Here is a 20,240-nt window from a genome sequence, read left to right as displayed (position 1 = left end):
CGTCAACCGGACTCCCTCACGCCCAGGCGCTCGGTGAGCTCGTCCTCGGACATGTCCTCGACCATGAGCCAGATCTCGGCGACCGCCTCCAGCCTGCCGGGGACCTCCTCCACCTCGACGAACCGGCGGGCGACGCGCGACACGGTCCGCTCGGTGAACAGCGCCCGCAGCGGGAGCGAGGAGGCGTCGAGTGCCTCGCGCAGTCGTGCGATGACGGTGGTGGCCAGCACCGAGTCACCGCCGAGCGCGAAGATGTCGTCGTGCGCGCCGACCCTCGGCACGCCGAGCACCTCGCCGACGACCCGGGCGAGCACCCGCTCCAGCGCCGTGCCCGGCGCCGTGTAGGGCGTGCCCGTCTCCCCTGCCGCCGCTGCGACGAGGGCGGCGAGCGCCTTGCGGTCCACCTTGTTGTTCGCGGTGAGCGGGAGCGCCGCCAGGGGCACCAGGAGGTCGGGAACCATGTGCGGGGGCAGCAGTTTTCGCACGTGGGCGAGCAGTTCCCGCGTCGCGTTCTCCTCGGGTCCCGCCTTTCCCTGCCCGGTCTTCTCCAGGCCCGCCCTTTCCCGTCCCGTCTCCTCCGTCCCGGCCTTCTCCTGCCCCGTCCTCCACGGCTCCGCCTCCTGGTCCGCCTCCCCGGCGAGCACGACCGCGGCGGCCAGGCGCGAGTCGGCGAGGAGCGCGACGGCGCGGCGCACCCGGGGGTGGCTCTCCAGCGCGGTCTCGACCTCGCCGAGTTCGATCCGGAATCCGCGCACCTTCACCTGGTGGTCGCGCCGTCCCAGGAACTCCAGCGTGCCGTCGGGCCGGTAGCGGGCCATGTCCCCGGTCCGGTACCAGCGGATGCCCTCGTGGACGACGAACCGGTCGGCGGTGCGCTCGGCGTCGCCGCTGTAGCCGTCCGCGACACCCGCGCCGCCGATCCACAGCTCGCCCTGCGCCCAGTCGGGGCGGTCGCGCCCGGCCTCGTCGACGACCCGGCAGGCCACCCCACGCAACGGGACGCCGTACGGGACCGTCGTCCAGTCCGCGGGCACCTCGCCGTCGACCTCGATCACGGTCGAGTGGATGGCGGTCTCCGTCGTACCGCCGAGCGCGACGAACCGTGCCCCCGGCGAGCGTTCCCGCAGCAGCGCGGGCAGGTGCGTGCCGACCCGGTCGCCGCCGAGCAGCACCAGCCGCAGGCTGGGCGCGGGGCCGGTGCGCAGCAGCATCTCCAGCACCGACGGCACGCAGTTCAGCACGGTCACCGACCACCGTTCGACCAGATCGGCCCAGCGGGTGGCGTCGCGACGGTCGTCCTCCAGCGGGATCGCCACGGCGCCGCCGGCCGACCACAGAGCGAACAGGTCGAACACCGACAGGTCGAAGTCGAGGGCCGACACGGCGAGCGACACGTCCGCCTCGCCGATCGAGAACCGCTCGACCAGATCGCCGATCGTGTTCATCGCGGCCCGGTGCGAGACCTCGACGCCCTTGGGCTCCCCGGTGGAGCCGGAGGTGAACAGCACGTAGCCGACCTGGTCGGGCGAGACGGGCACCGGCCCGTCCAGCGGCGCGGGGTGCGTCACGGTCGAGGTGAGCGAGACCGCGACCCCGGCCGTCCTGAGGATCCTCTCCCGCCGGACGGCGGGCTGCCCCGTTCCGACGGGCACGTACGCGGCCCCGGCCGCCAGCACGCCGAGCACCGCCACGGCCTGGTCCGGCCCCTTGGGCAGCTCGACCGAGACCCGGTCACCCGGCCGTACCCCTCGCTCCACGAGATGGGCGGCGACGTGCAGGGCACGGTCGGCCAGCTCACCGTACGTGAGCGTGCCGCCATCGCCACCGACGTCGTCGGCGCCACGAGTGCCGCCCGTGCCATCGCCACCCCAGTGCAGCGCGGGGAGGCCGGGGGTGCGGCGCGCCCGCGCGAAGAACTCCTCGTGCAGCGTCCGCGCGGGCGGCGGTGGCTGGGCGTTGAGCTCGTGCCGCAGGCGTAGCTGGTGCGGCGAGGCTCCGATGCGCAGCGGCTCGCTCCAGTCGGCGTCCGGCGCGCCCAGGCGGGTGATCGCCCCCGTGTAGGCGGCGAACATCGCGTCGGCGACGCCTTCGGGGAAGGCGGGGTCGCGTACGTCCCAGTTCAGCAGCAGTCCGCCGGAGACCTCGGTGACCTGGGCGTCCAGGAGCACCTGCGGCCCCTGGGAGATGATCCACCCCGGCTCTCCGAAGCTGCGCCGCGCCCGGTCGCCGAACAGCTCGCCGAGGTTGAGCGCGCTGGTGTAGACGATCGGAGCGAGCACCTGCTCGCCCCGCGACCTCGACAGGTCCCGCAGCACCTCCAGGCCGGAGTAGTCGCTGTGCTCACCGGCCGTGTGCATCAGTGCCTGCACCTCGCGGGCGCGCTCGGTGAACGGCAGTTCCCTCGACAGGTCGGCCTCAAGCAGGATGGAGCCGGTGAAGTCGCCGACCACGGCGTCCACGTCCGGGTGGATCGGCTCGCGGTGGAACAGCGGCAGGTTCAGCAGGAAGCGCGGGGTCGCCGACCAGGCGCCCATCACCTCGGCGAAGACGGCGGCGAGCGCCATCGCGGGGGTGACACCCTCGCCGTGGGCGCGGGCGATGAGCCGCCGCCTGTCCTCGGGAGGCAGCCAGTGGTGCTTGCGGACGACGCGGTCGCCCGGTTGCGGCACGACCGGCAGCTCGGGTGGCCCGGACAGCTCGCCGAGCCGCTCACCCCACCAGCGCCGGTCGCGGTCGCGTGCCTCGGCGCGCGGGTCGGCGGCGAGATAGCGCGCGTAGCCGTACCCGATCGGCGGCAGGTTCTCGCCCTCGTACAGCGCCGCGAGGTCGGCCAGCAGCGTGCGGTAGCTCATCGCGTCGGCGGCGACCATGTCGACGTCCAGATGCAGCCGCGTCGCGCCGGAAGGCAGCAGGCTCAGCCGCACGTCGAAGACCCGGCCCGTCTCGATGGGGAGCCGCTGGGTGGACATCTCGGCGCGCAGCCGTTCCAGCTCCCCGGCGGGATCCGGCACGGCGCGCAGGTCGTGCACCGTGACGGCGGGGCCCGGCCGCTCCGGCAGGATGCGCTGGGTTCCCTCGTCGGAGATCGCGACCCTCAGCATCGGATGCCGCTCGGCGAGCGCCACGACGGCCGCCTCCAACCGGACGGGGTCGATCTCGCGGCCGTCGAGTTCCACGTAGAGGTGCGCGGCGACGGAGCCGAGCGACTGGCCGGGGTCCCGGCCGATCCAGTAGGCGTGCTGCATGAGCGCGAGAGGGAACGGCCCGTCCGGTTCCGCGTCTCCCCGTTCCGCGGCAGGGGCGGGAACGCCGTCGAGGGCGACACCGAAGCCTGAGCCGGACTCGGACTCGGAATCCGAAGCAGAACCGGCCTTGGTCCCGGAAACAGACTCGGAAGCGGAGTCCGGGGACGGAAGCGGGTGCGGCGCGATGGCGCCGCGCTCGGCGAGCAGTTGCCACCACTCGGCCAGCGTGGGCCGCCGCGCGAGTTCGGCGAAGCCGACCTCGACTCCGAGGCGGCGCAGGCGGCCGGTCAGTCCCATCAGCTGGATCGAGTCCATGCCCAGCTCGATGAGATTGTCGTGTGCCTCCACCCGCTCTCCGAGCAGGTCCGTCAGCGAACGGTGCAGTTCTTCCCTGGTCAGCACGAAGCTCCCCTTAAGTCAGGTAAGGCTAACCTAATTTAGAGGCGTTCGGCCGTCAACGCGCGTCTCATCACGACTCGCGGATCCAGGACGCGCGGCCTCTCCGAGCGCCACGGCCCTCAGCACGCCGTCACCTCGAAACACCCGGCCGCTCACGCCCGTCCTCGCACTCCCTCGGTCGAGAGCAGCCAGACCAGGTAGACGCCGCCGAGGACCCCGGTGACCACGCCGACCGGCACCGCGACCGGCAGGTGCAACGTCACCAGGTCGCTGAGCACGAGCAGCGTCGCGCCCATCAGCGCGGCCGGTACGAGCTGCGTACCGGGCTTGCGGGTGAGTCCGCGCGCCAGCTGAGGCGCGGCGAGCGCGACGAACGGGACCGGCCCCACCGCCGCGGTCGCCACCGCCACCAGCCCCACCCCGATCACCACGAGCGCGGCCCGCGTCCGCTGGACGGGCACGCCGAGCGCCTGGGCCGCGTCGTCCCCGAGCTCGCCCATGCGCAGCCGGCCTCCGAAGGCCAGCGCGGCCGGTACGAGGACGGCCATCGCCAGGGCGAGTGGCCACGCGTGCTGCCAGCCCCTGCCGTTCAGGCTGCCGGTGAGCCAGAACGCCGCCTCGTACGCCTCGCGCAACTCGGCGCGGGTGACGAGATAGGCGTTGAACGCCTCGAGCATCGCGGCCGCGGCGACCCCGACCAGGACCAGCCGATAACCGTGCACCCCGCCCCGGTAGGCGACCAGGTAGACGGCGAGCGCGGTCAGCACCGCGCCGAGGACGGAGCCGGCCGCGACGGCGAAGGCGCCGCCGCCGATGACCAGGATCTGCAGCAGCGCGCCGGTCGCCGACCCGGTGGTGAACCCGATGATGTCCGGGCTGCCCAGCGGGTTGCGCGTGATGCTCTGGAAGACGGCCCCGCTCAGGCCGAGCGCCGCGCCGGCGAGCAGGCCGGTGAGCGCCCTGGGCAGGCGCAACGTGAGCACGATGAACTCCGTGGCCCGCTCCCCCCGGCCGGTCAGCGCCCCCACCACCTCGGCGGCGGAGACGGGAAAGTCACCGCTGCCGACCACCGCCACCGCCGTCCCCAGCGCGAGGGCCACCAGCGCGGCACACACCACGACGACGCGCGGCTCCCATCGCAGGGACATCGTCCCGACGCGCAGGACACGATTCGTGCTCACAGCTGCGGAACCCTTCCGCGACGGACCATCAGTGCCAGGAGGGGAGCGCCGAGGAACGCGGTGACGAGGCCCGTCTCCAGTTCGCCGGGCGCCGCGACCACGCGCCCCAGGACGTCGGCGGCGAGCATCAGCACCGGCGCCAGCAGCAGTGAGTACGGCAGCACCCAGCGCTGGTCGGGGCCGACCAGCGCCCTGACCATGAAGGGCACCGCCAGCCCGACGAACGCGATCGGGCCCACCGCCGCCGTGGCGGCACCGCACAGCACCACGATCGCGAGCGCCCCCAGCGCGCGGGTCCTGCCCGGCCTGGCACCCAGTGCGCGCCCGGCGTCCTCGCCCAGGGCGAGGGCGTTGAGCGGGCGCGCCAGGAGAAGCGCCAGCACCGTTCCCGCCAGCAGGAACGGGCCGATCCGCACGAAGAGGGCGAGGTCACGCCCGGACAGCGAGCCCACCTGCCAGAAGCGGAAGCCGTTGAAGCTGCGCGGGCTGAGCAGCATCATCCCCGCCGTCAGCGAGCTGAACACCGCGTTGATCCCGGCGCCCGCGAGGACGAGCCGCGCGGGTGTGGCGCCGGAACGGCCGCGCGCCCCGATCAGGTAGACGAGCAGCGCGGCTCCTGCGGCTCCGAGGAACGCCGCCCACACGTGGACGAGGACGTCGTCCACCCGGAAGAGGCCGATCACCGTCACGACCGCCACCGCCGCGCCGCCGTTGACGCCGAGCAGGCCCGGCTCGGCCAGCGGGTTGCGGGTCAGCGCCTGCATGAGCGCGCCCGCCAGTCCGAGCGCCGCACCGACGGCGACCCCGAGCAGGGTGCGCGGCAGCCGCAACTCCTGGATGATCAGCGCGTTCTCCGAGCCGTCCGGGGAGAACACTCCGGCCAGGGCCTGGTCTGGCGGGATGTGCTTGGCGCCGATCACGATTCCGGCCAGCACGGCGAGCAGCAACAGGCCGCCCAGCAGACACAGACCGGCGAGCCGTTTGGCGAGGTACGCGCTCTTTACGGGAGGAGGCACGCGATTAAAGTTAGCCTAACCTAACCCAGGTGGCGAGGGAAAGATCCCGCTCCCCGGGGAGCCCGGCCGGTGACCCGCGAGATCGTACGGCGGCGCTGAGGACCCGCTGAGGACCCGCTGAGGACCTAGGTCCCTACAGGCGAGGTCGTGAGAGGACTACCATCCGAGGCATGATTCGCGTGTTCCTGGTCGACGATCACGAAGTGGTACGGCGGGGCGTGGCCGCGCTGCTGGAGTCCGAGGGCGACATCGAGGTGATCGGCGAGGCGGGGACCGCCGAATCGGCGGTGGCTCGCATTCCGGCGCTGCGGCCCGACGTCGCCGTCCTGGACGTACGCCTGCCCGACGGCAACGGGGTGGACGTGTGCCGGGAGGTCCGCTCCAGGGTCCCGGATCTGGCCTGTCTGATGCTCACCTCCTTCGCCGACGACGACGCCCTGTTCAACGCGGTGATGGCGGGCGCGTCCGGCTACGTGCTCAAGCAGATCCACGGCTCGGACCTGGTGGGCGCCGTGCGTACGGTGGCGGGCGGCCAGTCGCTGCTCGACCCGCAGACGACCTCGGCCATGCTGGCGCGGCTGCGCGAGCAGGCCGCCCGCAAGGACCCCCTGGAGGCGCTGACGGACCAGGAGCGGCACATCCTGGAACTCATCGGCGAGGGCCTGACCAACCGGCAGATCGGCGAGCGGATGCACCTGGCCGAGAAGACCGTCAAGAACTACGTCTCCAACATGCTGTCCAAGCTCAGCATGGAGCGCCGCACCCAGGCGGCGGCCCTGTCAGCGCGGCTGAAGTCCCGCCGGCAGGATTGACAGGATCTCCGCCCGACGCCGAGGTCACCGGCATCGGGCGGATCGTCACCGCTTCGGTCGTCGCCACCACTCCGGTCGCGCGGGACGCTCCACCCCGGCCGGGTGCCACGCCGTTCCGGCGTCTCGGTGACGAAGGACCCGCCGTGCGGGTTACCGGACGACCGCGAGGAGAGTGGTCGCGGCCGAGGTGAGGCCGAGGTCGCCGTGCGTGTCCGAACGTCGTCGCGCCTCCTCGACGGTGACTCCCCGGCTGGCGAGACGCCAGAGCACATCCTGATCCATCGTGACGTGCGCGACGGGTTCGTCCACCGTGTCGTCGGCGGCCATCTGCCATCGACCGGCCTGTCGTGCGACAAACCAGACACCGCCCGCCGAGCCGGTGACGTCGAATCGCATGACCGTGCCCTCGGAGCGGGTCTCGGCCCGCAGGGTGTGGGGCAGCGCGCGCAGGAACGTGTCGATGACGGGACCCAGCAGATCCGGGTCGTCGGCGCCCGGGCGGAAGACGGCATCGCGTATCTGCTGCTGGTGGACCCAGAACTCCGTGTATTCGCGGGCGATGTCGAGCCAGGCGGGACTGGTCAGATCGGTGGCGGCCCAGGACACGTCCAGATCGGCGGGGGCGTCCAGGTCGCGGACCGACCACAGGGCGTCGAGCTCGGGGCCCAGGTGGGCCAGCAGCTCGATCATCACCTGCGGGCTGCATTGACGAAACGCCCGGACGAACTCCTCGTTGACACGTGCCAGGTAGGCGGGCAACGTCTCATCGTCGGCGAAAACGGCGCCGCGGTACCCGTCCCGACCACCCGAGAGCCGGCGCAGGTAGTCGTTGAGGACGTGTCCGACGACGTCATGAACATTCCACCCCGGGCAGACCGTCGGCCGCTCCCAGTCCTGCGGATCCAGTGATCCGAGCAGGTCGAGCAGCGCGCGACGTTCGCGTGGGAACAGAGGCCGGGTGTCGATCACGGGGCCGAAGATCGTCATGCCGTGACAGTGAACCGCCTCGGCACGACACCTGGCCACAGGTTTTCGTGCCGAGGGCTTCGAGCAGGTTCTCGGCCTCGTCGGGGGCGACCCCGTCGAGCACCGTACCGAGGTGGGCGGCGAGCGCCTCGGTCGCGCTCGTGCCGACGAACACGCCACCGTCCTGGTCGTACGGCAGCGGGCTGACGGCCCGCCCGTCCGGTCTGAAGATCAGCGACGCGTAGCACACCGTGGACGCCGGGCGGGCGCTGCCGTCGGGGACACCCCAGCCGAACCCGTCCGCCAGCGCGGCCCGCCATCCGGCACCGGTGGTCAGGCCGGCGAGGGTGTCCTGCGCGGCGGCCGAGAACCAGCCCGCGACCTCGTACCGGGTGCCGCTCGGCGGGCGGGAGCCGGCGAAGTCGGTGTCGTGGAAACCGAACACGCTGTGGCAACCCGGGTAGAAGGCCGCGAAGGCCGGATCGCCGTGTCCGATCGCCGTCACCTGCGGCAGCCTGTCTCCCGGCAGGCCGGGCCGCCACGTCTCAAGGGGCACGGCCCGGCCGAGCCTGCGGAACGGAACGCCGCCGTCGGTCATGGGGAACGCGATCCCGGCCGCGTTCGCGTCGCCCGGTGCGGCCGGGTAGTCGCTCTCGACCACCCAGGAACGTTCCAACACCTCGTCCCTGCGGCGCGTCACCAGCCACCGGTTCGGCACGGCGGGCACCCGCGTCTTCCCGTCCTCCTGGACGAGCCGGGTCAGCGCGTCCGGAAGCGACCAGTGCAGGTGCACTCCCGGCCCGAGCACGAAGTCCTGCCCCTCGAAGGGGTCCGGGAGGATCTCCTCGCTGATGTACGGGGTTCCCGGCCGGACGTCCCGTTTCGTCATGGGATCGGCATACGGCAACCGGGTGAAATCCACTTTTTCCGCACGGCGTTACGCATCGCCCCGCGGTTCACCTTCGAGCCCGCCGCCCAGGGCATGACAAAGCCCTCACAGCCCATTTCGTGAACGCGCCGGAAATCGCGGCGAACGAGGCGCACCCGCCCATGTGTCATCGACGCGTGCCCACCCCAAAGAGGTCGGAGGGGCACGGCGTCAATGCGTCAGGGCGAAAACGTCACCCGGCTCTCGACTCGTGCGACACCCCGAGGTGCGCGGGGATCGCCGGACTCGCCGGGATCGCCACCTCACGCCACTTCGAACCGGACGGTGCTTCCGTGCGTGGACCGATCCCCACCGTTTCGAGCGCCCTGCGATAGGCGTTCATCTGCTCCTCGGCCGCCCCGGCCCGGCCCCAGAGGTCACCGATCTCACGCCAGAGCCTGGCCGACTCCCGGTCGACGACGGGAGCCCCGGAGGTGTCCGGATCGGTGAGCAGCTCCTGCGCCTTCACCAGTGTCGGGCCCCCGTTTTTGGAGCGTGCCAGAGCCAGTTCGGCCAAAACCACGTGTGCCATCGCCGGCACCGTCCCCCGCACGTCGGCGAGCAGGCCGAGAGCCTGCTCGGCCAGACCGGTGGCGGCCTCCACGTCCCCGGAGCGCAGCCGCACGCGGGAGAGCACGACCAGGCCACGGGCGTGCTCGATCGTCCCGGCCGACAGGCGCGAGAGAATCTCGACCGCCGAGGCGGCGAACTCACCCGCCCGGTCGAGGTCGGCGTCCTCGGGACGCACGGTGGCGATCCATGCCCAGCGCATCGCGCTCTGGACGTGGCGGATGGCCATCCGCGCGGGCCGGCCTGCGGCGACGGCCTCCGCCGCGAGCCGCGCGGCGAGCGACGAGTCCTCCTCCTCCGCCGCGGCCGTACTGGCCCGCCACAGGCTGAGAACCTCCGAGTCGCGGTCAACGGCGTCGGGCAGCGGGGAGATCGCCAGCACGCGCTCGACGTACGCGAAGTCGATCTCGGTCTCGGCGAGCACCGCGGCGAGGTCGAGGGCGAGCTCGCCCCGGTCGAGCCCGAACCGCTCGGCCTGGGCCAGGGCCTCCAGCCCGAGATCCCGGGCACGCATCGTGTCACCGGCACGGTGGTAGCAGCGGCAGAGCGCCACGGCGACGGGAAGGACGGCGAGACGCTCGGGATGCGTCACGGCCTCGTGGCGAAGCCGCTCGTAGACCTCGACCGCCCCCGCCGTGTCCCCCTGGGCCTCCAGCGCGCGAGCATGACCGAAACGCGCCTGCGCCGCGAGCACGGCGCTGTCGTCACTCGCCGCCTTGGCCGTGTCGGCGAAGAGCTCGGCCGCGGCGGCCGGGTCCCCGTGACACAGTTCGAGTTCGGCCTGACGCAGGGCGAGCCCGGTGTCGACGCGCTGGTGCGGCTCGATCCCGTGGAGGAGGAACTCCATGCCGCAGCCGAGTCGGTCGGCGAGCAGGCGCGTGACGACCGGTGTGGGGGTCCGTTTTCCTGACTCGATGAGCGAAACATAACTGTCAGACAGGTCTGGCCCGGCCAACTGCGCCTGGGACATGTGCCTGCTCAACCGCAATCCGCGGATGCGGTCACCGATGGTTGCTTGACCGGCCATCACCAGAGCCGTTCCGTCGGCGGCACGATAAGATCCACGTCCCACTCCTTACGCACGGTTTACTGTCAATTACAGTAGATCGTACTGCTCTTCCTGGCTAGCGGAGCCGTAGCAACTGACCGTTTCACACGGGTTTCGCAGCGAGTGTCACCGGGGCGAGCGGCACGCCCGCTCGCCCCGTTGCCGGCTCGGTCGAGATCGCACACCGCGCACTCCACGTGACAACCACCCCGACGAGGCCGCCCGGCGGTACGCACACCGGATCAAGCCTCAGGCACGGGTGAGAATCACCACCGGGATGTCGCGAGCCGTCTTGCGCCGGTAGTCGGCGTACTCACCGTGGATTCCCACCATCTGCTCCCACAGGGCGGCCTTCTCCCGCGCGGTCGCGGTCCGCGCGACGGCGGTGAACACCTCGGCCCGCACCTGCACCTCGACCTGCGGCAGAGCCACCACGTTGTGGTACCACAGCGGGTGCTCGTCGGCCCCGCCGTTGGAGGCGACGACCACGTAGGCGTCGCCGTCGCGACCGTAGATGAGCGGGGTGCGCCGCTTCAGCCCAGACCTGCGCCCGACGGTGGTGAGCAGCAGGGTGGGCCTGCCGTAGTAGAGGTGCCCCTCCGCGCCGTTCGACTCGACATAGGTGCGAAGGTGCGCGGAGACCCAGTCGGTGGGGAAATCAATGATCTTGTCGCTCATGCCGGACACGCTATCGACCCTCGGCGACATTTCTTGATCCACGCTTCCGGCCGCGCACCGATCCGGCCTCGCCCTCCTCGCCGCCTCGTTCCGCGATGAGGGTCGCCGGCCGCCGGACCGACGCGTACGACGCGACGGGTGGCCCGCCTACGTCGTCCGGTGATCGCCTCTGGCCTGGTCGTGACGCGCACGGGCCTCCATCACCGCGGGCATCTCACCCTCCAGCCATTCGATGAGGTCGAGCAGGCGCGTGGCCGCCTGGGCACCGAGCGGCGTGAGACTGTACTCGACCTTCGGGGGGATGGTCGGCTCGGCCTCGCGGTGGACCAGGCCGTCGCGCTCCAGTGCCTGCAGGGTCTGGGCGAGCATCTTCTCGCTCACTCCGTCGACCCGGCGGCGCAGGGCGTTGAAGCGATAGGTCCCCTCGTGGAGCGCGACCAAGACCAGGATGCCCCAGCGGCCGGTGATGTGCTCCATCGTCTCGCGCGAGACGCATCCGCGCATGAAGACGTCGAAGGTGAGCTGACTGAACTCGTCCTGCGGGATCGCGACCCGGTCGTCCATCCTTCCACCCTACTTTCTCGCCACGCCACCCCAAAGAGAGTACTAACTTTTAGTTGGCGCTATCTATTAGTTAGTACTAACCTGGCGGCGAACCCTTCGAGCGAGGAGAAGTGAAATGATCGTTGTCACCGGTGCCACCGGCCGGCTCGGCCGGCTGGTGGTGGACGGACTGCTGGAGAGCGTGCCCGCCGACCATGTCGTGGCCGCCGTGCGGAATCCCGGCAAGGCGGCCGATCTGGCCGCGCGCGGCGTCAAGATCAAGGAGGCCGACTACGAGCGGCCGGAGACGCTCAAGGGAGTCTTCGCGCCCGGCGACACGGTCCTGTTCATCTCCGGCGACGCCGTCGGACGACGACTCGGACAACACCGCGCCGTGGTGGACGCCGCCAGAGCGGCCGAGGTCGCCCGCATCGTCTACACCAGCGTGCTGCACGCCGACACCACGCCCCTCGCACTGGCCGCCGACCACCGAGGCACCGAGGAACACATCCGCGCCTCCGGGATCCCGTTCACCTTCCTGCGCAACGGCTTCTACACCGAGGTCTACGCGGCGTCCGTCCTTCAGGGCGTCGAGCACGGTGTGATCTTCGGCGCCGCCGGTGAGGGCCGCGTCGCCGGCGCGGCCCGAGCCGACTTCGCGGCCGCGGCCGTCGCCGTGCTCACCCGCGAGGAGGACGGCGACAAGATCTACGAACTCTCCGGCGACACCGCGTGGAGCCTGCCCGAACTGGCCGCCGAGGTGTCGGCGGCCACCGGCAGGCCGGTCGTCTACCAGGACCTGCCGCACGCCGACTACCGCCAGGCACTGATCGACGCGGGCCTGCCCGAGCCGGCGGCGACCATGTACGCCGACATCGACCTCGACATCGTCCGCGGAGCCCTCTCCCCCACCCCGGGCGAGCTCAGCGCCCTCATCGGCCGCCCCACCACACCGCTGCGCGAGTCGGTGGCCGCCATCCTCAAGGAGGCGTGAGCCCTCGCGACGAAGCCGCCGTTCCGACGTGGGCGGTGGGTCCTGCGAGAAGACGGCACCGGCACCGTTGAGCCATCGGGACCTTCCGGAGGCTCAACAGCCCCGCAGCAGGTCCGCGACGGTGGCGATGCCGTCGGAGACGGCGTCCGAGGTCAGGTTGCCGAATCCGAGGACGAGCCGCGCGGGAGACGGCCGCCCTTCCGGAGGGCCGAGGAGATAACCACTCATCCCGTACAACCCAACGGACCGGCGGCGGGCGGCCTCGACCACGGCACGCTCGTCCGCGCCCGGCGGCAACTGGGCGACCGCGTGGAAACCGGCGGCCAGCCCGCGCAGCTCGACCTCGGGCGCGTGCCGTCCCAGCGCCTCGACGAGGGCCGCGCGCCGGGCGGCGTAACGTGGCCGCATATGGCGCAGGTGGCGGTCGTATTGACCTGAGCTCAACAGATCGGCGAGCGCGAGCTGGTCGAAGACCGGCGAGCCCCGGTCGGCGAACCGCTTCTGGTCCGCGACGTCGGCGGACAGGCGAGGCGGGCAGAGGATCCATCCGAGACGCAGAGCCGGGGCGAGCGACTTGCTCACCGAACCGATGAGCGCCACCCGGTCGGGGGCGAGTCCCTGCAGGGCACCGACCGGTTCGCGGTCGTAGCGGAACTCGGCGTCGTAGTCGTCCTCGACGATCGTCGCGTCGCGGGCGACGGCCCAGGCGATCAGCGCCTGTCTCCGGTCGGGAGCCAGTACGACACCGGTGGGCGACTGATGTGCGGGGGTGAGGAGCACGGCGCGCGCACCCGAGGTCGCGAGCGCGCCGACGTCGATACCGCGCTCGTCGACGGGCACCGCGACGAGGTCGAAACCCAGCGCCGTGGCGACGGCGCGGCAGTCGGGGTCACCGGGATCCTCCACGGCCACGACGCGCACCCCCTCCCCCGCCAACACCCGCAGAACGAGTTGCAGTCCCTGCGCGTACCCCGCGCACACGACGGTGTGGGACGGGTCGGCGGCCGCGGCGCGGACCCGCCGCAGGTAGGCGGCGAGCACATCGCGCAGCACCGGGTCACCGTAAGGATCGCCGTAACCGAGCAGGTCACCGGGCGCATCGCGGCAGGCGCGCCGCAGGGCCCGGCTCCACCGCTCGCGGGGGAAGCTCGACAGGTCGGGCACACCGGGCCGGAAGTCGATCCGAACGGGCCCGGTGAACGCGGTGGACTCGGACGGCGGGGAGAGGGAGGACGGCGCAGCGGGCACGGGCTGCGGCTCGGCCACCGGCGGGCGGGCCTCGGCCGCCACGCGGGTGGCCGAGCCGCCACGCGTGACGAGGTAGCCCTCGGCCTGTAGCTGCGCGTAGCACTCGGTCACCAGGCCTCGGGAGACGCCGAGGTCGCGGGCCAGGACGCGTGAGGAGGGGAGCCGCTCCCCTGCTGCCAGCCGGCCGGCGCGGATGCTCTCGCGCAGCGCGCGTTCGAGCTGCACACGCAGTGGTTCCGGCCGGTTCCTGTCGACAGGCAACGGGAGTTCGGGCCCCGAACCGGTCCACTCGATCGACATGAAAGCGGACCTTACCGCTGAGCCGGTTCCGCTCTAGGGTCGGCCCATGGATCACCAGAAGGGCGCCTCCGCGGAGATTCCCGGCGGCATGGGGCCCGCGGGGAGCGACGGGGAGACCCGGAGGAGCGGCAGGGATCTCCAGAGGGTCTGCGAGGAGACATCGAAGGACGCGGGAAAGAGGCCGCGGGGCGGCACCGGCATCTTGAACCGCCCGATGGTCCTGTTGCTGACCGCCTCGCTCGGTGCCCTCGGCGGCTTCTACCTGCTGGCGCCCGTCGTCCCCCTGTACGCGGCCACATCCGGCGCGGGCGGTGTGGGAGCGGGCCTGTCGACCGGCGCCATGATGCTGGGGACCGTGCTGACGGAGTTCGCGGTGCCCACGCTGCTGCGTGCGCACGGCTACCGGACGGTCATGGGACTGGGCCTGTTCCTGCTCGGAGCACCCGCCCTCCTGTTGCCCGCGTCGGCGTCGATGCCCTCACTGCTGGGGATCTGCCTGGCACGGGGTGCCGGGCTCGGGCTCGTGGTGGTGGCCGGTGCGGCCCTGATCGCCGAACTGGTTCCCGCCGATCGGCGCGGCGAGGGACTGGGACTGTACGGGGTGGCCGTCGGGGTCCCCTCCATCGCCTGCCTGCCGCTGGGACTCTGGCTGAGCGAGCACGTCGGCTACGGGCCCGTCTTCGCCGCAGGGGCGGCGCTGTCACTGCTCGCGCTGGCCGCCGTTCCCGGTCTGCCCTCCCGTCGAGCGCGGCCCCAGCGGCACGAGGAGGGGCACGAGGGCAACGGCCGAACTCGGCGCGGGCCCGCCGTCCTCCGCGACGGCGGGATCGCCAGGCCCGCGCTCGTCTTCGCCCTGGTGACACCGGCGGCCGGTGTCCTGCTCACCTTCCTCCCGCTGGCCGCACCCGGGCGATCACGCGATCTGGTCGCGGTGGCCCTGCTCGTGCAGTCCTGTGCCACGCCGTTCGCGCGCTGGGCGGCGGGCCGGTACGGCGACCGCCACGGTTCCGCCCGCCTGCTGGCCCCCGCCGTCCTGGCCGCCGCTCTCGGCACTGCCGGACTCTTCTGGGTGGACAACCCTGTCGCGATGATCGTCGGCATGGGGCTCTTCGGGGCGGGATACGGCATGGCCCAGAACGCGACCCTGGCGCTGATGTTCGAGCGTGCCCCCGAATCCGCCTTCGGCCAGGTGAGCGCGACCTGGAACCTCGCCTACGACGCCGGGCTCGGCGTCGGCGCGGTCGGGTTCGGGTTGTTGGCAGGACCGGTGGGCTACCCTGCGGGATTCGCCGTCACCGCCGGCGTGCTGCTCACCGCACTCGCACCCGCCCTGTACGACCGGGCGAGGCACATCCCGGTGAAAAAACACGAGACACGACGGCATGACCCGCGTCAGGAGAGCGATGACCTCCCGCCCGCCACGGGAGACACGCGTCCATCTGCGAGGGTTTCAACCCCCGAGCCCTGACGACCAAGGCGTGACAACGGGGGCCCGGCGACACGGGTTCCGGCGACAAAGGGGAAATCTCGTGGGAATGGTTCTGCTGAACATCACGATGTCGATCGACGGCTTCGTCGCCGGCCCCGACGTCAGCGTCGAGCGCCCCATGGGTGAGGGCGGCGAACGGCTCCACGAATGGCTGTTCAACGACGACGCCGACCGGGAGGTGGACGCCGGGGTGCATCGGGACCTGTCCGCCTCGACGGGTGCGGTGGTCTTGGGCAGGCGGACCTTCGACGTGGGCGTGGGCCTGTGGAAGGACACGCCGTTCCCCGCGCCGTCCTTCGTGCTCACCCACGAGGATCGGAAGGAGCTGCCCATGACGAGCGGGACCTTCACCTTCGTCTCCGACGGCCTCGAGAGCGCGATCCGGCGGGCTCGGGAGGCGGCGAGGAAGAAGAACGTCCTCGTGATGGGCGGGGCGGACATCGCCGAACAGCTCGTGAGAGCCGGACTCGTGGACGAGATCCAGCTCCAGCTCGCACCGGTGCTGCTCGGGACGGGCGTCCGGCTCTTCGACCGTCTGGCCGGTGACCACGTCGAGCTGGAGAGGACCTTTGTGGCCGGGTCGGCACGCGTCACGCATCTGCGGTTCCGCGTGCTGAGATAAAGGAGGGCGCCGCTGGAACCTTCCGTCCATCAGGACTCCGTTACACGTCAGGCTCCTGCTTCGCGTCGGCGGGAGCCTCACCGTCGTTCGCGGGCACCTCGGGGAAGTTCCGTCCCCACCACGCGTTCCAGCGGGATTCGAGATCGGCGAACGCGCCGTCGTCGAGGCCGTATGTGGTGAGCACCATCATGGCGGCGCCGCCCGGATTGGCGGGCGAGGGCGGGTTCTGCGCGGCGACCAGCAGGCCGTCGCCCCAGCCGTCGACGGTGAGACCGAGCTGGTTGGCCGAACGGAACCGGACCTGACCGCGCAACGTCTCCCCGGTGGGGGCCCGCAACTCGTACGGGCTCGCCGGGGGCAGCCCGGCGACCGCAGCGAGGCCGGTGGCCTCCAGCACCGGTGTGGCCGCCGCACCGGAGAGGAAGACCGTGCGCCGGTCGGCGTCCGGGTGCCGTTCCAGGGCGAACGCGAGCTGGTGGACGAAGGTGATCCAGCCCTCACTGATGTCGTCGTAGTAGTCGTCCCACTCGGGGTTGCCACCTCGCGGAGCGCGGGTCATCCGCAGGTGCGTACGGCCGCCGAGGTCGGCCAGTTCGAACAGGTCGCCGCCCTGGACCTCCATGCGGCGCTCGGCGGCCGACTCCACGACGTTCTGGTGGTAGATGACCTCGATCTCCTCGTCGAGACCCTCGAAGTGCCAACCGTGCCAGCGTCGGATCAGCTTGGGGTCGCGCAGCGCGTTCCACACGTCGTCGACGGGTGCGGCGATGGTGACCTCAAGGGAGAACGGCTCGTCTGTCATGGGATGTCTCCAACGTGGGGACCCCGGGCCATGGGCCGGGGAGGGGATGTCAGCTGCCGGTTTCCGGCGCCTCGGGGACCGAGGACCCGTCTCTTTCCGGCGTGTCCGAGGTGTCGTGCCCGCCGGTTTCCCGCGGGCCGGGCGCCGGATGTCCACCGGCGACGAGACGGTAGGGCCGCCCGCCGGGAGTGTCGAAGCGTGCCGCCACCTGTGAGAGAGCGTCGGCGAGCGCGTCGGTGAAGTCGTGCACGTCACCGGGCTCGGCGAAGCGCACCCGCGCCTCAAGGGTGAACGTCAGCAGCCGGACGCCCTTCCGGTCGGCGGCGGCGGCCATGCGGGTGACGTCGCGCACGGTGTCGGCGGCCACCTCGACGAGATGCTCGGCGGCGTACTGGTCGGCGACCCGGCAGAACCCCTCGGCAGCCCCGTCGTCATCCCCCTCGCCACCGCTGGTTCCGTCCGCCTTACCGGCTTCGTCGGCTCCGTCGGCTCCGTTTGGTGAGGTGAGCACGCCGGGATCGACGAGGAAGGCGTTCGCGGTGACCCTCATGACGCGCTCGACGAAACCGCGCCGTGGGCGCTCTTCCACCAACTCGATCAGCCCGGCCTCCTCCAGCACCCTGAGGTGGTATCCGACCCGCTGACGCGGCAGCTCCAGCTCGATCGCGAGCTGGACCGCGGAGGCGGGCTCGCGCAGGCGGGCGAGAAGCCGCCGGCGGATCGGGGTGAGCGCCACGCGCAGCCGGTCGGGCTCGTCCATGAGTGTCATCTCGGTCGGCGTCACGACCCCATGGAACCATTAGACAAATTAATCTGTCAATTGGCGGATCGGCCGGCCGCCACCACGAGGAGTCGCGATCACATCGGCGGCCGGCCCAGTCGTCGCCGCCCGGTGCGCGTCAGTCGTGGCGCGGAATGCCGGAGACCTCGTGATCGGCGTGGAAAAGAGCCTCACCGATGAGCGCGCGGACATGGGCGTCGCGGGCCCGATAGAGCACGCGGCGGCCGTCCCTGCGGGTGCGCACCAGTCCGGCGAGGCGGAGTTTCGCCAGGTGCTGGGAGACCGAGGGGCGCGCGACCCCGATCGCCTCCGCGAGCGAGCCGACGTCGTACTCCCCTGACGACAGCAGCCACATCAGGCGCAGCCTGGTGGCGTCGCTGAGCATCCGGAACGCTTCGACGGCGGTCTCCACCTGAGCGCCGGTGGGTTGCTCCTGCGACGACTTGTCACCTGATTCATTGTCGCGTGCATACATGACTACATATACTCCGGGAAAAGCGCATCGGCCGCAAACGAGGTAGCCATGTCCGACCAGCAGGACGCCGGTTCTCCGTCCCCCCGCGAGTCCACCGACTCCGGCTCTCCGCACGATCAGCGCCACGAGCCCGCGCACGGACATGGACACGGGCACGGGCACGATCAGCGCCACGAGCATGGACACGGACACGGATCCGTCCATGAACACGGACACGAACGGCAGGGCCCCGCCGGTCGCCGGTTCGTAAGGCTGCTCTCACGCGCCGGCCACGCCCTCACCCCGCACAGCCACGACAGCGCGGGCAGGACCGACTCCGCCCTGGAGTCCAGCAGTCGTGGGTTGCGCGTGCTGGCCGTCTCCTTCGCCGTGCTCATGGTGACCGCCGTCCTCCAGGCGGTGGTCGTGGCCTTCTCCGGTTCGGTCGCCCTCCTCGGTGACACACTGCACAACGTCACCGACGCGCTCACCGCGATCCCCCTCGCGATCGCCTTCTTCCTCGGGCGCCGGGCCGCCAGCCGCAGGTTCACCTACGGCTACGGCAGAGCCGAGGACCTGGCCGGGATCGTCATCGTTCTGATCATCGCCGCCTCCGCCGCGCTCGCCGGGTACGAGGCAGCGCGGCGCCTGGCGGATCCCCAGGAGGTGCGGGCTCTCGGCTGGGTCGCCGCGGCGGCGGTGATCGGCTTCGCGGGCAACGAGTGGGTGGCCCGCTACCGGATCAGGGTCGGGCGCCAGATCGGATCGGCCGCGCTCGTCGCCGACGGACTGCACGCCCGCAGCGACGCCCTCACCTCGCTGGCCGTGCTGCTCGGCGCGGGCGGTTCCGCGCTGGGCTACCCGATCGTCGACCCGATCGTCGGCCTGCTGATCACGGTGGCCATCTGCTTCGTCCTCAGGGACGCGGCCCGCGCGATCTACCACCGGCTGATGGACGCGGTCGATCCGGCCCTGGTCGATCACGCGGAGCGGATCCTGGCCGCCACCCGCGGCGTGCGGCGAGTGGGGTCGGTGCGGCTGCGCTGGGTGGGCCACACACTGCGCGCCGAGGTCGACATCGTGGTCGGTGAAGACCTGTCGCTGCTCCAGGCGCACACCGTGGCGGTGGAAGCCGAGCACCGGCTCATCCATCACCTGCCCCACCTGGGTGCCGCCACCGTGCACGCCGACCCGGACGACGGGGAAGGCGCCGATCACCACGCCGTCCTGGTCGGACACCGGCACCGGTAGGCGCTCCGTACGAGCGGCCCGCGGTTTCCGAGCCAAGCTCCCTCCCCGCGAAGGTGCGGGCGGGCCCGATGGAGCCTTGCCCGCGCGAACCCGGCGCGGGAGTGATCCTCACCGGCTTCGGCATCGCGAAGGCGGACGTACCCATGCGAGCCCGGCGCGGGAGATGTAGTCTCACATGATCACCGTCGCGGCCCGTGGACCGGATCGGCCCGGCCGCAAGCCGTGGCGGCTCACCCCCCGATCCAGGAGAAGCGGCTGCGTTGGCCGATCACAGCAGAGGACGCCCCGGCTGGTTGCACGTCGGCCCGCTGGAGGCGCGGTTGACCCGCACCTGGGAGCCTGGCACGTTCCCACCGGCGGAAACGCTCCTCGCGATACTCACACTGGCGGCCGTGCCGCAGGCTCTCGCCACCCGCCTGACCACCCACCTGAGCGGCGGCATCGTGGTGGGTCCCGGGTCGGTGCCCGACCTTCCCGGCTTCGAGTGGCTGCGCGGTGTCGCGCTGCCCCTGCAGGCGGGCCACTGGGAGCGCAGCGCGGGTGTGTACGATCCCCGGCAGCGGCGGATCGGGGTGGGGAGCGCGCCTTCGCCCTCGGTGTCGGTGTGCGGGCACGAGATCGGCCACGCCACCGACCACATGGACCGGCTTCCCTCGCACTCGCCCTTCTGGACCGGCCTGCACGCCCGCACCCGTGACCGTCTTCGGCCGCCCTACCGCGACGACGTCACCGAACTGTTCGCCGAGGCCTTCGCCTGCGTGCTCACCCGCAGGGCCACCCGGCTGCTCCACCTGATCGGCGAGGAGACGGAGGCCGAGCAGGTGTACCACCGGCTGTCCGGGCAGTACGGCATCGGCTGACCGTGGGCGTGCCACGACCCCCGGAGCTATGCTGAGCGAACAGCGGTCAGGAG

At 71.7% G+C, this 20,240-nt stretch carries 18 protein-coding genes; 6 read left to right on the top strand and 12 right to left on the bottom strand.

The annotated features are described in order from the left end of the window. Positions 1-2 precede the first annotated feature (2 nt). The 3 genes from ACFY3D_RS23170 to ACFY3D_RS23160 form a co-directional block, all read right to left on the bottom strand. Positions 3-3,647 carry an amino acid adenylation domain-containing protein gene (locus ACFY3D_RS23170; protein WP_389982267.1) on the bottom strand — a complete coding sequence of 1,215 codons (3,645 nt, stop codon included), beginning with the start codon at positions 3,645-3,647 and terminating at the stop codon, positions 3-5. A 149-nt stretch (positions 3,648-3,796) separates the two neighbouring features. After that, a complete protein-coding gene (locus ACFY3D_RS23165) occupies positions 3,797-4,825 on the bottom strand; it encodes a FecCD family ABC transporter permease (protein ID WP_389982264.1) in 1,029 nt (342 codons plus the stop codon). Then, entirely contained in the window at positions 4,822-5,841 is a 1,020-nt protein-coding gene (locus ACFY3D_RS23160) for a FecCD family ABC transporter permease (RefSeq protein WP_389982261.1), read from the bottom strand. Before ACFY3D_RS23160 ends, ACFY3D_RS23165 begins: the two co-directional genes overlap by 4 nt. A gap of 170 nt (positions 5,842-6,011) precedes the next feature. On the opposite strand from ACFY3D_RS23160, the gene ACFY3D_RS23155 reads away from it, so the two are divergent. Continuing rightward, the gene (locus ACFY3D_RS23155; RefSeq protein WP_350947273.1) at positions 6,012-6,653 is read left to right on the top strand and encodes a response regulator transcription factor; all 642 of its coding nucleotides are present in this window, start codon (positions 6,012-6,014) and stop codon (positions 6,651-6,653) included. Between the two features lie 150 nt (positions 6,654-6,803). Here the strand turns inward: ACFY3D_RS23155 and ACFY3D_RS23150 are convergent, their stop codons facing one another. The 5 genes from ACFY3D_RS23150 to ACFY3D_RS23130 all read right to left on the bottom strand — a co-directional run bounded on the left by ACFY3D_RS23150 (position 6,804) and on the right by ACFY3D_RS23130 (position 11,407). Then, a complete protein-coding gene (locus ACFY3D_RS23150) occupies positions 6,804-7,622 on the bottom strand; it encodes a maleylpyruvate isomerase family mycothiol-dependent enzyme (RefSeq protein WP_389982258.1) in 819 nt (272 codons plus the stop codon). After that, on the bottom strand, positions 7,504-8,508 hold the full coding sequence (locus ACFY3D_RS23145) for a hypothetical protein (RefSeq protein WP_389982255.1): 1,005 nt from the start codon (positions 8,506-8,508) through the stop codon (positions 7,504-7,506). Before ACFY3D_RS23145 ends, ACFY3D_RS23150 begins: the two co-directional genes overlap by 119 nt. A 232-nt stretch (positions 8,509-8,740) precedes the next feature. Next, a complete protein-coding gene (locus ACFY3D_RS23140) occupies positions 8,741-10,144 on the bottom strand; it encodes a helix-turn-helix domain-containing protein (RefSeq protein ID WP_389982252.1) in 1,404 nt (467 codons plus the stop codon). 270 nt (positions 10,145-10,414) lie between these two features. Beyond that, the gene (locus ACFY3D_RS23135; RefSeq protein WP_389982249.1) at positions 10,415-10,843 is read right to left on the bottom strand and encodes a nitroreductase family deazaflavin-dependent oxidoreductase; all 429 of its coding nucleotides are present in this window, start codon (positions 10,841-10,843) and stop codon (positions 10,415-10,417) included. Between the two features lie 147 nt (positions 10,844-10,990). Then, complete coding sequence (locus ACFY3D_RS23130; protein ID WP_389982246.1) at positions 10,991-11,407, bottom strand: winged helix-turn-helix transcriptional regulator; 417 nt, start codon at positions 11,405-11,407, stop codon at positions 10,991-10,993. Positions 11,408-11,522: 115 nt separating this feature from the next. Between ACFY3D_RS23130 and ACFY3D_RS23125 the strand changes: the two genes are divergently transcribed. Next, positions 11,523-12,380: an NAD(P)H-binding protein gene (locus ACFY3D_RS23125; protein WP_350947268.1), complete on the top strand. Its 858-nt coding sequence runs from the start codon at positions 11,523-11,525 to the stop codon at positions 12,378-12,380. A 93-nt stretch (positions 12,381-12,473) separates the two neighbouring features. Here the strand turns inward: ACFY3D_RS23125 and ACFY3D_RS23120 are convergent, their stop codons facing one another. Continuing rightward, positions 12,474-13,928 carry a PLP-dependent aminotransferase family protein gene (locus tag ACFY3D_RS23120; protein ID WP_389982242.1) on the bottom strand — a complete coding sequence of 485 codons (1,455 nt, stop codon included), beginning with the start codon at positions 13,926-13,928 and terminating at the stop codon, positions 12,474-12,476. 46 nt (positions 13,929-13,974) lie between these two features. Here ACFY3D_RS23120 and ACFY3D_RS23115 point away from each other — a divergent pair, with 46 nt between their 5' ends. Both ACFY3D_RS23115 and ACFY3D_RS23110 read left to right on the top strand, forming a co-directional pair. Beyond that, positions 13,975-15,396 carry an MFS transporter gene (locus tag ACFY3D_RS23115; protein ID WP_389982239.1) on the top strand — a complete coding sequence of 474 codons (1,422 nt, stop codon included), beginning with the start codon at positions 13,975-13,977 and terminating at the stop codon, positions 15,394-15,396. A 67-nt stretch (positions 15,397-15,463) separates the two neighbouring features. Further along, a complete protein-coding gene (locus ACFY3D_RS23110) occupies positions 15,464-16,039 on the top strand; it encodes a dihydrofolate reductase family protein (protein ID WP_389982519.1) in 576 nt (191 codons plus the stop codon). Between the two features lie 40 nt (positions 16,040-16,079). Here the strand turns inward: ACFY3D_RS23110 and ACFY3D_RS23105 are convergent, their stop codons facing one another. The 3 genes from ACFY3D_RS23105 to ACFY3D_RS23095 form a co-directional block, all read right to left on the bottom strand. Further along, complete coding sequence (locus ACFY3D_RS23105; RefSeq protein ID WP_389982236.1) at positions 16,080-16,841, bottom strand: SRPBCC domain-containing protein; 762 nt, start codon at positions 16,839-16,841, stop codon at positions 16,080-16,082. A 49-nt stretch (positions 16,842-16,890) separates the two neighbouring features. Then, positions 16,891-17,625, bottom strand: a complete 735-nt coding sequence (locus ACFY3D_RS23100) for an ArsR/SmtB family transcription factor (protein ID WP_389982233.1) — start codon at positions 17,623-17,625, stop codon at positions 16,891-16,893. Positions 17,626-17,740: 115 nt separating this feature from the next. Beyond that, positions 17,741-18,097: a metalloregulator ArsR/SmtB family transcription factor gene (locus ACFY3D_RS23095; protein WP_350947263.1), complete on the bottom strand. Its 357-nt coding sequence runs from the start codon at positions 18,095-18,097 to the stop codon at positions 17,741-17,743. 48 nt (positions 18,098-18,145) lie between these two features. Here ACFY3D_RS23095 and ACFY3D_RS23090 point away from each other — a divergent pair, with 48 nt between their 5' ends. After that, positions 18,146-19,327 carry a cation diffusion facilitator family transporter gene (locus tag ACFY3D_RS23090; protein ID WP_389982230.1) on the top strand — a complete coding sequence of 394 codons (1,182 nt, stop codon included), beginning with the start codon at positions 18,146-18,148 and terminating at the stop codon, positions 19,325-19,327. A gap of 260 nt (positions 19,328-19,587) precedes the next feature. Then, positions 19,588-20,187, top strand: a complete 600-nt coding sequence (locus tag ACFY3D_RS23085; protein WP_362901412.1) for a hypothetical protein — start codon at positions 19,588-19,590, stop codon at positions 20,185-20,187. The last annotated feature ends 53 nt before the right edge of the window (positions 20,188-20,240 follow it).

This window comes from Streptosporangium sp. NPDC000509, assembly GCF_042898365.1.
Lineage (GTDB): Bacteria > Actinomycetota > Actinomycetes > Streptosporangiales > Streptosporangiaceae > Streptosporangium.
The sequence above is the reverse complement of the archived record's forward strand: the minus strand, read 5'-3'. Positions and strand labels throughout refer to the sequence as shown.